Source organism: Vibrio sp. B1REV9, assembly GCF_905175395.2.
Lineage (GTDB): Bacteria > Pseudomonadota > Gammaproteobacteria > Enterobacterales > Vibrionaceae > Vibrio > Vibrio alfacsensis.
In genome coordinates this window covers 1,414,220-1,426,896 of the sequence record NZ_HG992745.1, presented here as the reverse complement: position 1 = coordinate 1,426,896, position 12,677 = coordinate 1,414,220, and the positions used below count along the sequence as shown (strand labels likewise).

Annotated in this window: 10 protein-coding genes; 5 read left to right on the top strand and 5 right to left on the bottom strand. The window is 44.1% G+C overall.

All coding sequences use genetic code 11. The annotated features are described in order from the left end of the window. Positions 1-32: 32 nt before the first annotated feature. Together aroC and prmB are read right to left on the bottom strand one after the other, a co-directional pair. Positions 33-1,118 (bottom strand): chorismate synthase, encoded by a 1,086-nt coding sequence (gene aroC / locus KHN78_RS12130; protein ID WP_211916216.1) that lies wholly within the window; start codon positions 1,116-1,118, stop codon positions 33-35. A gap of 237 nt (positions 1,119-1,355) precedes the next feature. After that, a complete protein-coding gene (prmB, locus tag KHN78_RS12125) occupies positions 1,356-2,288 on the bottom strand; it encodes a 50S ribosomal protein L3 N(5)-glutamine methyltransferase (protein WP_128810465.1) in 933 nt (310 codons plus the stop codon). A gap of 61 nt (positions 2,289-2,349) precedes the next feature. Here prmB and smrB point away from each other — a divergent pair, with 61 nt between their 5' ends. Continuing rightward, positions 2,350-2,880, top strand: a complete 531-nt coding sequence (gene smrB / locus KHN78_RS12120; RefSeq protein ID WP_211916215.1) for an endonuclease SmrB — start codon at positions 2,350-2,352, stop codon at positions 2,878-2,880. 120 nt (positions 2,881-3,000) lie between these two features. Here smrB and sixA read toward each other — a convergent pair whose 3' ends face one another. After that, entirely contained in the window at positions 3,001-3,465 is a 465-nt protein-coding gene (gene sixA / locus KHN78_RS12115; protein WP_211916214.1) for a phosphohistidine phosphatase SixA, read from the bottom strand. Between the two features lie 402 nt (positions 3,466-3,867). On the opposite strand from sixA, the gene KHN78_RS12110 reads away from it, so the two are divergent. Further along, complete coding sequence (locus KHN78_RS12110; protein WP_211916213.1) at positions 3,868-6,729, top strand: insulinase family protein; 2,862 nt, start codon at positions 3,868-3,870, stop codon at positions 6,727-6,729. A gap of 99 nt (positions 6,730-6,828) precedes the next feature. Beyond that, positions 6,829-7,080, top strand: coding sequence for a CG2 omega domain protein (locus tag KHN78_RS12105; RefSeq protein WP_128812250.1), 252 nt, complete (start codon positions 6,829-6,831; stop codon positions 7,078-7,080). A 238-nt stretch (positions 7,081-7,318) separates the two neighbouring features. On the opposite strand, the gene fadJ is transcribed toward KHN78_RS12105, so the two are convergent. Together fadJ and fadI are read right to left on the bottom strand one after the other, a co-directional pair. Then, a complete protein-coding gene (fadJ, locus tag KHN78_RS12100) occupies positions 7,319-9,433 on the bottom strand; it encodes a fatty acid oxidation complex subunit alpha FadJ (RefSeq protein WP_211916212.1) in 2,115 nt (704 codons plus the stop codon). After that, a complete protein-coding gene (gene fadI, locus KHN78_RS12095) occupies positions 9,433-10,740 on the bottom strand; it encodes an acetyl-CoA C-acyltransferase FadI (RefSeq protein WP_211916211.1) in 1,308 nt (435 codons plus the stop codon). The genes fadJ and fadI overlap by 1 nt, the downstream gene beginning before the upstream one ends. A gap of 654 nt (positions 10,741-11,394) precedes the next feature. Between fadI and KHN78_RS12090 the strand changes: the two genes are divergently transcribed. Then, the gene (locus KHN78_RS12090) at positions 11,395-11,901 is read left to right on the top strand and encodes a sigma-70 family RNA polymerase sigma factor (protein ID WP_411912347.1); all 507 of its coding nucleotides are present in this window, start codon (positions 11,395-11,397) and stop codon (positions 11,899-11,901) included. Next, positions 11,894-12,628: a DUF3379 domain-containing protein gene (locus tag KHN78_RS12085; RefSeq protein WP_211916210.1), complete on the top strand. Its 735-nt coding sequence runs from the start codon at positions 11,894-11,896 to the stop codon at positions 12,626-12,628. The genes KHN78_RS12090 and KHN78_RS12085 overlap by 8 nt, the downstream gene beginning before the upstream one ends. Positions 12,629-12,677 lie beyond the last annotated feature (49 nt).

Sequence of the window (12,677 nt, the reverse complement as noted above, 5' to 3'; positions counted from 1 at the left end):
CTTTTGTTTTTATATCGAGTTAAGATACAAACTTAGATCTTTGGCGTTTCGGTTTGTACGCCATGGTTCTGACCACGATGGCGTAGCAAGTGGTCCATAACGACAATTGCCAGCATCGCTTCAGCAATAGGCACGGCACGAATGCCCACACATGGGTCGTGACGCCCTTTTGTAATCAATTGCGTTGGCTCACCATCTTTAGTAATGGTCTCACCCGGTACTGTGATGCTTGATGTAGGTTTAAGCGCGATGTTCGCAACAATATCCTGACCTGTAGAAATTCCGCCAAGGATCCCCCCGGCATGATTACTACCAAAACCATCAGGAGAGAGCGGATCGCGGTGCTCACTGCCTTTTTGTTTGACCACATCAAAACCGTCACCAATCTCAACCCCTTTCACCGCATTGATACTCATTAGAGCGTGCGCAATATCAGCATCTAGGCGATCAAAAACGGGTTCACCGAGTCCAACAGGAACATTGGTTGCGACCACTCGAATTTTCGCACCAATAGAGTCACCTTCTTTTTTCAAGTCACGAATCAGTTGGTCAAAAGCATCGACTTTGTCGGCATCAGGGCAGAAAAACGCGTTGTTTTCTATTTCATTCCAATCGACTTTATCAATGGAAACATCACCCATTTGTGACAGGTAAGCACGAACTTCAACACCAAATTCGTCTTTCAGGTATTTCTTCGCAATGGCACCAGCAGCAACACGCATTGCCGTTTCACGAGCTGACGAACGGCCGCCGCCTCGATAATCTCGAATGCCATATTTTTGATGGTAAGTGTAATCAGCGTGTCCCGGACGGAACTTATCTTTAATGTCTGAGTAATCTTTAGAGCGTTGATCGGTGTTTTCAATCAGTAAACCAATTGATGTACCTGTCGTTTTACCCTCAAACACACCCGATAAGATTTTGACTTCATCTGGCTCTCGACGCTGGGTCGTGTAACGAGATGTGCCAGGACGGCGACGATCAAGATCCGTTTGTAGATCCGCTTCTGTAATTTCCAACCCTGGAGGGCATCCGTCTACGATACATCCTAGTGCGATACCGTGACTTTCCCCGAACGTGGTTACGCGGAAATGTTGTCCGATACTGTTTCCTGCCATTACTTCCTCAAATTATTGTCGCCGCACTCTTTAGCAAAAGTGCAACTGCTTATCAATTCTTCGTAGAATCATAGTGGCGTCATTACGTTTTGATGTAAAGCCTGTTTTTACTGAAAAAACAAAAGTCCTTAAATTGACGTAATTCGTGACAAGCAGATAAAAAAACACCGAGCGCATGGCTCGGTGTCTTTATTATTTGTTTCGATTGGTCGGTTTTACAGACTTGTTTGTGCAGACTTAGTCTTTGTACAGTTTGAACTCTTCTGCACAATCAACCAACTGGTCACGAGTGATCATGAATACGCCATGGCCGCCATTTTCAAACTCGATCCAAGTAAATGGAATTTCTGGGTATTGATCCATCATGTGAACCATTGAGTTACCCACTTCACAGATCAAGATACCGTCATCCGTTAGATAATCTGGTGCATTAGCAAGAATACGACGAACCAGTTTCAAACCATCCGTACCAGCAGCAAGGCCAAGTTCAGGCTCGTGCGTAAATTCTTCTGGTAGGCTATTCATGTCTTCTTCGTCCACGTATGGCGGGTTCGACACGATCAGGTTGTACTTCTCTTTTGGTAAATCACGGAACAAATCTGAACGAATTGGGAACACTTGCTGCTCCATGCCGTGATCTTGAACATTCTGCTCAGCCACTTGCAGTGCGTCAGTTGAAATATCAATCGCATCCACTTCTGCATCTGGGAAAGCATGTGCACACGCGATCGCGATACAACCGCTACCTGTACATAGATCCATAATGCGAGTAGGTTCTTCAATCAACCAAGGCTGGAATTCTGCTTGAATCAACTCACCGATTGGTGAACGTGGCACAAGTACGCGCTCATCAACAAAGAACTCAAGGCCACAGAACCACGCTTTGTTCGTCAAGTACGCCGTTGGTGTACGTTCGTTAATGCGTTTTACTACACGTTCAACAATACGTAAACGCTCGCTCGTGGTTAAACGAGAACTTAATACATGCGGAGGCACATCGATCGGCAAGTATAGCGTTGGTAGGATTAGCTGAACGGCCTCATCCCACGCGTTGTCAGTACCATGACCGAAGAACAAGTTCGCTGCATTAAAGCGACTTACTGTCCAACGAATCATATCTTGAAGGGTATGTAGCTCAGATACCGCTTCTTCTACAAAAATCTTATCCAAAATTGCCTCCGAAAAGCGCTACAATACTGCCATAAATTGTAAAAATGAAATTGTTTACCTAATGAGCAAAAAAGACACCGAACACGATGACGATTTCGCCTTATTTCAGGATGCAGTACAGGGCGTAAAAAAGTTGCGACAGGATACCATAATCCAGCAACCAAAAAAAAATTCTAAGCAAAAAGAAATCAAGCGTTCTAGCCGAGAAGCGAGTGACTCCGAATTTTACTTTTCCGACGAATTCGTCCCACTTTTAAATGAAGAGGGGCCAACTCGCTATGCCCGTGATGACGTATCCACTTATGAAGTGAAACGTCTACGTCGTGGGGTGTACGTTCCTGACGTATTCCTTGATATGCACGGCATGACACAGCAAGAAGCAAAACGTGAACTAGGCGCCATGATCGCCTATTGCATAAAAAATGAAGTGCACTGTGCGTGTGTTCAACACGGTATTGGTAAGCACATATTGAAGCAGAAAGCCCCACTCTGGCTAGCTCAACACCCAGATGTCATGGCATTTCACCAAGCACCACTTGAATTTGGCGGTGATGGCGCACTCTTAGTCTTACTCTCTATTCCAGAAAAATAATACTAAGCAAAAAAAACGACCGACATATAAGAATGACAAAGGCAGGATTTTCCTGCCTTTTAATTTTCAAGTACCGGTTTAATTTTCAACTACCTGATTGCTTAGTGCACCCAGCGCGATTTAAGGCGTGATGTGCCACAACACTGCGCCATTTTGTGTTTTAGGATCGTACTCAATGCAAACCAAACCAGAGGTTGGGAACATCGGGGGCGTCATATCTTTCACAAATTCAGACGTGAGATAGCCAACCAATGGTAAGTGAGAAACGAAAAGAAGCGAATCTAGCTTTTCCACTTCAATCAATGCATTGGCAAAATCAAAGACTTGGTCAGACTGGCCATAAGGCGTGATATCGTCACACGTAACAATGCTTGCCGACGAAAAATGGACACTAATCTCTTGCCATGTTTGCTGTGCACGAATGTAAGGACTGACCAGCACTTTATCGAAAGAGGAGAAACCTTGCTCTTTGCAAGCTCTAGCGACGGCTTCGGATTCTGTTCGACCTCTTGAAGTCAGCGCTCTCTCTGCATCGGTATCAGCAAAATGCTCGGCTTCACCGTGACGCAAAATAAATATTTTCATGTTATTTCCTATGGATAGCTAACGCTACCAAAAGGTTGACTGCTATCTTTTATAAAAAGTTGGGCTAAAATACTGATATATTTATTGGTTAATTATATCAATTCGCTTGCCAAAGATAGCGACTTTCTTAACAATCTATTAAAAAGAATATACTCAGTTCATCACATTCTACGAAGATGACATGAACTCAGTGCATTCCTTCAAATAGCCCACCCAAACACAACCATCGGGCTGTTTTGTACACTTACCGTGGTTTAGTCGGCATACCACGGTTTAGTACACATACAAATAGCAAAAATTCAGCAAAGCGTATTTGCGTAAGCGTATTTGCGTAAGCGCAAACTTTGCACCGTCCCTATATGGGACTCATAATGACTGTAATGCGAAACTTGGAGACGCATCGTGCACTTAAGTCCAAACGATTCAAATCAATACCGCTACATTACGTTAAGTAACGCTCTGCGAGTATTGCTGATTCATTCCGACACGGCTCAACAGTCGGCAGCAGCATTAGCAGTGAATGTAGGACACTTTGATGATCCCGAAGATCGTCAAGGTCTTGCCCACTATTTAGAGCACATGCTTTTTTTGGGTACGGAAAAATACCCTAAAGTAGGCGAATTTCAAAGCTATATTAGCCAACATGGTGGAACAAACAATGCGTGGACGGGGACAGAGCACACCTGTTTTTTCTTCGATGTGAATCCAAACGCATTTGAAATCGCACTCGACAGATTCAGTCAATTTTTTACCGCACCGTTATTCAACGAAGAAGCGCTCGATAAAGAACGCCAAGCCGTAGAATCTGAGTACAAATTGAAACTCAATGATGATTCTCGCCGCCTCTACCAAGTTAATAAAGAGATCGTCAACCCTGATCATCCATTTGCTAAGTTCTCCGTGGGTAACTTAGAAACATTGGGCGATCGCGATGGACAATCAATTCGTGATGAAATTGTTCACTTTCATAGCAATGAATATTCCGCAGACTTAATGACTCTAACGTTATTCGGCCCACAATCGCTTGATGAATTACAAGCTTGGGTCGAGAGCATGTTTGCTGGTATTACCAACCATCAGTTGCGTGGAAAAACCATTGATGTACCTATTTGTATCCAAAAAGATTCAGCTTGTGACCAAAGAGGTTCAGCGAGTACCCAAGGAAAGACAGATAGTATCCCAGGCAATTCAGATGAAACTCTTGGCAGCACAGGCATCTTGGTTCAAGTCGAACCGGTCAAAGAGTTTCGGAAACTCATTTTAACATTCCCTATGCCGGGGATGGATCAATACTACAGCATAAAACCCCTTTCCTATTTTGCTCACTTACTTGGTTATGAAGGCGATGGCAGTTTAATGCTGCAACTAAAAAACAAAGGTTGGATTACTTCTCTGTCTGCCGGAGGGGGAGCAAGTGGCAGCAATTATCGCGATTTCACAGTCAGTTGTACACTTACTCCAGTAGGATTGGAACATGTCGATGACATCATTCAGGCTGTGTTCCAATACCTTTCAATGATCAAACAAGATGGCATGAATGAATGGCGTTATCTTGAAAAGCAAGCGGTGCTTGAATCGGCATTCCGCTTTCAAGAAGCCTCTCGACCGCTCGATTTAGTCAGTCATCTCGTGATCAACATGCAGCATTATTTGCCAGAAGACACCATGTATGGTGACTACAAAATGGCAGGGTATGATGAAGAACTACAACAGTCACTATTACAATACCTAAGCGTTGAAAACGTGCGTGCCACATTGATTGCGAAAAATCTTAAATATAACCGCACTGCGCAATGGTACTTCACCCCTTACTCAGTCACTGCATTTAGTGACGAACAACGACGCTTCTATCAACAGATTGATCCAAGTTGGCAATTCCTCTTGCCAGAAAAAAACCCGTACATTTGTTACGAACTCGACCCTCGCCCATTTGAAAATGGCGGAACCTTACCCGAGTTAGTGGAAGATTTGGAGGGGTTCCGACTTTGGCACTTACAGGATGACGAGTTCCGAGTGCCAAAAGGCGTATTGTACGTCGCCATTGATAGCTCACATGCTGTCGCCTCACCCAAGAACATCGTGAAAACCCGACTTTGTGTTGAGATGTTCTTGGACTCCCTCGCTCAAGAAACTTATCAAGCAGAAATCGCGGGGATGGGCTATAACATGTACGCTCACCAAGGGGGCGTAACGCTCACACTATCCGGTTTTAGTCAGAAGCTACCTCAACTGTTGGAAGTGATTTTACAGCGTTTTGCCGCGAGAGAGTTCAACCCAACTCGCTTCGAAACGATTAAGCAGCAGTTATTGCGAAATTGGCGAAATTCATCCCAAGATCGCCCAATTTCACAGCTTTTTAACGCATTAACGGGGTTGCTGCAACCGAACAACCCACCCTATGCGACTCTCATTGAAGCGCTAGAAGATATCGAAGTGGATGAACTTTCCGTATTTGTTGAATCCATTTTGGCAGAATTACATGTGGAAATGTTCGTGTATGGTGATTGGCAACGTCAACAAGCTCATGACATGGCGACCACACTCAAAAACGCGTTACGAGTGAAAGAGCAACGCTATGAAGAAGCCCTACGTCCATTGGTGATGCTTGGTGATAGCGGCAGTTTTCAGCGTGAAGTAAATTGCAATCAGCAAGATTCAGCCGTGGTTCTTTATTACCAATGTACCAATACAGAACCCCGAAATATTGCATTGTACTCGCTCGCAAACCATCTAATGTCGGCAACGTTTTTCCACGAAATTAGAACCAAGCAACAGCTAGGCTATATGGTCGGAACGGGCAATATGCCATTAAATCGACATCCAGGTATTGTGCTCTATGTGCAGTCACCAAATGCCGCTCCCGCAGAACTGGTAACATCCATTGATGAATTTTTAAACGCATTTTATATGGTATTGCTAGAGCTCAATGATTACCAATGGCACAGCAGTAAACGAGGCCTTTGGAACCAAATTGCCACACCGGACACCACGCTAAGAGGCAGAGCACAGCGTTTATGGGTCGCTATTGGTAACAAAGACACAGAATTTAACCAGCGTGAGAAAGTATTAGAAGAGCTAAAAACCTTATCTCGCAGCGATATGATTCGATTTGTCGTCAATGAACTCAAACCTCGCACTGCCAACCGCTTAGTAATGCACACCCAAGGTATCGCTCACGAAGATGCACCGCGCATCAATCTTGGGCAAGAAATAGGCTCAATAGACGAGTTTCAGTTGCGACCAAAAGATACCGGACTAGGGTAAATGGGGATATCTGATATTAATGGCGTAAAATGGTAAACGTCAAAGATACGCTTCTGCTTTAATTACATTGTTCAATTTATACGCAAGCACGAGGATATGATGAAAAAACTACTTTTACTGACTGCGATGTTAATGCCACTTGCACCAGCTTATGCTGACATTACGATTAAAGGAGATGGTTTTGAACTGAGCGAAGACTGTTTACGTTTAGATGGTGACAACGTATCCGTAAAATCTGACGACTGCTCATCTAAAAAGCACGACAAAGACCACAAAGGCAACGCTAGCGTGCATGGTAATGACAATCCTGGCAAAGGCCATGATAAAGATAAAAAAGACAAGAAAAAGTAATATTGCTGCCAATAACAGCGAGTAAGTGCTCAAAGTTAGTATAGAAAAACACTTGAAAACGAGACTGAAACTTTCGATACATAGCGGTTCTACCATCATAAGTTTAAACGAAGTCCTCGTGCGTTATAACAGGCGAGAATAACCAGTTATTAACTAAGATTGATGTGGCATATTGCGTTACCAAAAGGAAGGCTAGCAACCCGCTAGCCTTTTGTATCATGCTTTAAAGAAAACTCACTTATTCGTAAAAATTACGTTCTTCACCTGCGCGGGTCAGAAGACCGTCACATGGTGCGTAACGATCGCCATATTTCGATGCAAACTCATTCATTTTCTCAACCAGTTCTTTCAAACCGAATTGATCCATGTAACGGAATGGGCCGCCAAGAAACGGTGGAAAGCCAATACCAAAAATTGCACCAATGTCGCCATCACGCGGAGAGCGGATGATTCCCTCATCCAAGCAGCGTACCGCCTCATTTAGCATTGGCAGTACACAACGCAGTGCGATATCGGTATCACTTAATTTCGATTCTGGCGTTAAGTTAAGTAGTTTATACACGGATTTATCCACTTCTTTTTTCTTACCTTTGTAGGTATAGAAGCCTTTACCGGTTTTACGCCCTTTACGACCATCATTGAGTAACGTATCAAATACATCTGGGCCTTGGAAACGCTCACCTAGCTCATTGACCAAAATTGGCATGATCTTCGCCCCAATATCCACCCCTACTTCATCAAGCAGTGTGATTGGCCCAACAGGGAAACCAAAATCCAGAAGTGCACCATCTAGCTGCTCAATTGGCTCATTTGCCAACAAGATATGCGCCGCTTCATTCATGTAAGGCGCAAGAATGCGGTTCACATAAAAGCCTGCTTTATCTTTAACCACGATTGGCGTTTTACCTTGTTTTTTCGCCAACGCCACCACAGTAGAAATGGTTTCATCCGAGGTGGTTTCATGCGGGATAACTTCAACCAACGGCATTTTTTCTACCGGACTAAAGTAATGCAAACCCACAATGTTTTCTGGTCGCTCCGCTTTCTCGGCAATTTTATGTATTGGCAATGAGGATGTATTCGTTGCAAAGATGGTTTCAGGTTTAGCATTGGCTTCTATGTCCGCCACCATTTGTTGCTTAAGGTCAAGATCTTCAAAAACGGCTTCGATAACCACATCAATATGATTAAAACTCGTAAAATCTACGCCCCCAGAAAGTTGTAGCATTTTCGCTTGTAACTCCGCTTTTGAAAGAATGCGGCGCTTACGCTGCTTTTCAAACAACTTGTAGTTGTAACTTAACGCGTTGAGTACACCATCATTGCTCACATCTTTGATTCGTACAGGCACTTTTGCTTTAGCTACAGAGACATGACTGATGCCTGCCCCCATTAGGCCACCACCCAATACTCCAACTTTGCTGATAGATGCTGGTTCAGCATCCGTACCGTTTTCTTTCTTCATTTCTGTGGTTGCGAAAAAGATCGAGCGCAGTGCTTTTGACTCTGAACTCATCACTAGCTCACCAAAGCGTTTTGCCTCTAACTCTTGGCCTTGAGCAAAGCCTTTTTCTAGACCATGCTGAATAACTTCCAGTATGGCTGGCATTGCTGGGTAGTTTCCACGTGTTTTCTCATTCGCTTTTTTCGCCGCTTGTTCAAAAACAAACTTACGTCCTAACCCACTTCCTGATACCAATTTTTCTTTGGTTGATTGTTTTTTACTGCCTTTGTTCTTTCCTTTTTCAATAAACTGCGTCGCGACATCAAGCAAAATCGTCTCAGGAACACAGGCATCAACCACACCAAGTTTTTTTGCTTTTTTAGCACGAAGTTGCTTACCTGTGAGGATGAGATCCAGCGATGGAAGTAAACCAATTAAACGAGGAAGACGCTGTGTGCCGCCCGAGCCTGGTAACAAACCTAACTGCACTTCTGGCAAGCCTAATCGGGTTTTATCCGAATCCGTACACACACGGTAATCACACGCAAGCGCTAATTCTAAGCCACCACCAAGACAAGGGCCATGGATCGCAGCTACGACCGGATAAGGCAAATCGGAAAGCTGCTGGAATAAATCTTGACCTTGTTTAGCTAATGCTTCCGCTTCACTTGCTGTTGTACACGCATCAAGCATACGAACGTCAGCTCCGGCCACAAAGTTATCCGGTTTTAATGAGTAAACAATCATGCCTTTCACGTTAGAGCTGTCTTTGAGTTCAGCGAAGATCTCTTTCATCTCATCAGCGAACGCCGCTTGCAAGGTGTTCATCTTTTCATTCGGAACATCGATGGCAAGCCAAGCAATGTTTTGTTCATCAATTTTTAGACTAAATGCATTTTGCTCGCTCATTACTCAACCTCCAGAATCATTGCTGCACCAAGACCACCTGCGGCACAGGCGGTATTCAATGCTAGGCCGCCGCCACGGCGTTTTAATTCACGTAGGGTTTGCGTCATCATACGCGCCCCCGTTGCGGCAAACGGGTGACCATAAGCAATTGAGCCCCCGAGAACATTGAACTTGTCCATGTCGATTTCACCAATCGCTTTTGAACGCCCTAAATGTTCTTGTGCAAATTCATCTGACGCGAACATTTTCACATTCGCCAGAGCTTGAGCAGCAAACGCTTCGTGCATATCGATGAGTGTCAGATCTGAAAGCTCCAAGCCGGTATTCTCCAGCACTTTTGCCGTCGCGTATGTCGGGCCCATCAGCATGTCCATTTCCACGCCAATCGCTGAGAATGCATAGCCACGGATGTAGCCGAGAATCTCCATGCCGAGCTCTTTCGCTTTGCCCTCGCGCATGAGCATAACAGCCGCACCACCATCAGTTAACGGCGTACTGTTTGCAGCCGTCACACTGCCGTATTGACGGTCAAACGCCGGGCGAAGTTTTGCGTACCCCTCGAGTGTGGAGTCATGACGAATGTTGTTGTCTTCTGAGATCCACTTTTTGTATGGTTCAGGGAATGCTGTCATGACTTCATCTTGGATCTTGCCATCTTTCCACGCTTGAGAAGCCAGAGAATGAGAGCGATGCGCTAATGCATCTTGTTCAGCACGGGTAATGCCATGGGACTTGGCCATTTGCTCTGCGGTTTGCCCCATTGAAAGTCCAGTGGAATACTCAGCAACAGCAGGAGGGACTGGCATCAAGTCTTTGAAGCTCAGATTTTTAAGAATGTTAAGCTTTTGACCGAATGTTTTGGTTTTACTTAAAGCGAGTAAGTTCGCAGCAAGTTTTTTCGACACGCCAATTGGCAATACAGAAGAAGAGTCCGCACCACCCGCGATACCAACATCAATGGTGCCAGCCATGATACTTTCCGTCACATTCACGGCCGCTTGAAAACTGGTCGCACACGCGCGCGTCACACTGTAAGCATCTGTATGGATATTCATTCCTGTGCCTAGCACTATTTCGCGTGCAATGTTTGGCGCTTCTGGCATTTGAACAACCTGTCCAAACACAACCTGTTCAATTAACTTAGGATCGATATCGGTGCGAGCAAGCATTTCACTCACTACCATTTTGCCTAAATCGACCGCTGGAACCTGGCTAAATTCCGTGCTTTGACGAGCAAAGGGGGTTCGAAGCCCTGCGACAATAGCAACACGTTCACCATGGCGTGTTTTCACTTCCTGCTTGCCCATTGTTTCTCCTTAAATACAAGAGGTCTGACCTCATGCATTGTAATCAACTTGTTAAAATTATCAAACGTGCGTTTAAATAAACGTGAAGCAAGTAGTTGTATTGTTCTTGTTCTCGGTTTGCCAAAAGGTACAAGTGAGCGACTGGACTGGCGGTTGGGTTAGAGATTATGTGAAATTCGATTAGGGTGAGCTTGTGGACAGCTAAAATGAAAGCAAAAAAAAACCACACAAAATTGTGTGGTCGGAATATCTATAAAAACAATTAACCTACGCCAATTGTAAAGTAATCAGTTTCCTGATTAGGAGAAAGTAAAGTCAGCCTTCAAAAGGAAGTGTCATCTTGCTCAACATGTCAGTCGTAATGACTAACTAGATGACAAGATGTACTATAACTCGTTCACTGTGACAAAATTTGAAATAGATCAATTTTATGGTGATTATGCCCTTTTCGGTGGCATCATTTATAAATGTGCTCAACCAAAGCAACCCAGACGACCAAATTTAATAAAAATGGTTTGGTATATCACGAGCACACAAAATTGATGGTATGGATGTCGGTCAGTATTTTAGACCTCACAGAGCAAGACGGAGGCTCCTGTGGCAATTTTTAAAATATTCGGAAAGAAAAATTCCGACAGTCCGGTCAACTCTGATATGGACAGACAAAGAAAATACGAAGCGCTCGTTAGAGGCTATCACCGAGATTTATATCGCTATGCCTACTGGCTATGTCGAGATAAAGCGATTGCAGAAGATTTAGTGCAAGAAACCTGTTTGCGCGCTTGGAAATCACTCGACAGTCTTCAAGATGAAAAAGCAGCGAAATCTTGGCTTATCACCATATTAAGACGAGAAAATGCTCGCCGATTTGAACGAAAACAATTTGATTTGGTGGATATCGATGATTATGGCAATGATGCCAAAGTCAACGATGATCCTCATCATCAACAGGAATGGCTGCAAGCTCAGATCATGAAGCTGGATGTGGATTATCGTGAACCGCTATTCTTGCAAGTTGTTGGAGGGTTCAGCGGTGAAGAGATCGGAGAGATCTTAGAGCTCAACAAAAACACGGTCATGACTCGCCTTTTCCGAGCACGTAATCAATTAAAAGAGATGTTGGATTCTCAAAATACTCAAAGAGGGCAAAAGAATGGATGATTTAGAATTTCGTCGTCGTATTTTGTCGGATCCAAAACAAAAAGACGAAGCGCTATCACAAGTGATGGCTGAAAACGAAACGAACAGTAAGTTTGTTGACGACGTTTTGGATCTCGACCTAAAAATAAAGCAAGCGATGAACATCGATGTGCCAGAAGACTTAGCAGATAAGATCTTGTTCAGCCAAACATCGAGCGCGCTAGATGATGAGAAAATCCTTAAACCAAACTTTGCTCGCAAAGCCATGGCATTGGCAGCATCAGTTGCGTTTACCGCAGGACTGCTGATTGGCCAAATAAACTGGGGAAGCCTCATTATTCCACCGGCACACGCGAGCTTAGCGGATACCGCTATTAAACATGTCGTTCACGAAGAAGCATTTATTCGCCACCTCGATGAAAACGTTCCGAGCGCACAAATCAACGCTAAAATGTCACCGTTTGATTATCAGTTTACCAATGGATTTCCTTACCACGTGTATTACCTCAATCATTGCGGATTCGGTGATTCCAATGCATTACACATGGTTTTCCAGGGGCAATATGGCAAAGTCACTCTGTTCTTAACGGGGATCGAAAGTGACAATGCAAAAGCATTTAATAAGGATGGAATGACAGGTGTTGTTGAGCCAATAGGAAACACAAGTATGATTCTCGTTGGTGAAAAAGGTGAAGATGTAGAAGCTATTGCAGCTAAGATCCTCCCTCTCATCAAACCAATGTCCTAAAATGCCTTAATATCCGCGAACAGTCATTAAACGCCGTCAAAGTTAGAAA

Excerpts from the sequence above, each read along its gene's own strand:
- aroC (WP_211916216.1), bottom strand. The coding sequence starts at position 1,118 with ATGGCAGGAAACAGTATCGGACAACATTTCCGCGTAACCACGTTCGGG.
- smrB (WP_211916215.1), top strand. The coding sequence starts at position 2,350 with ATGAGCAAAAAAGACACCGAACACGATGACGATTTCGCCTTATTTCAG.
- sixA (WP_211916214.1), bottom strand. The coding sequence starts at position 3,465 with ATGAAAATATTTATTTTGCGTCACGGTGAAGCCGAGCATTTTGCTGAT.
- KHN78_RS12105 (WP_128812250.1), top strand. The coding sequence starts at position 6,829 with ATGAAAAAACTACTTTTACTGACTGCGATGTTAATGCCACTTGCACCA.
- fadJ (WP_211916212.1), bottom strand. The coding sequence starts at position 9,433 with ATGAGCGAGCAAAATGCATTTAGTCTAAAAATTGATGAACAAAACATT.
- fadI (WP_211916211.1), bottom strand. The coding sequence starts at position 10,740 with ATGGGCAAGCAGGAAGTGAAAACACGCCATGGTGAACGTGTTGCTATT.
- KHN78_RS12090 (WP_411912347.1), top strand. The coding sequence starts at position 11,395 with ATGGACAGACAAAGAAAATACGAAGCGCTCGTTAGAGGCTATCACCGA.
- KHN78_RS12085 (WP_211916210.1), top strand. The coding sequence starts at position 11,894 with ATGGATGATTTAGAATTTCGTCGTCGTATTTTGTCGGATCCAAAACAA.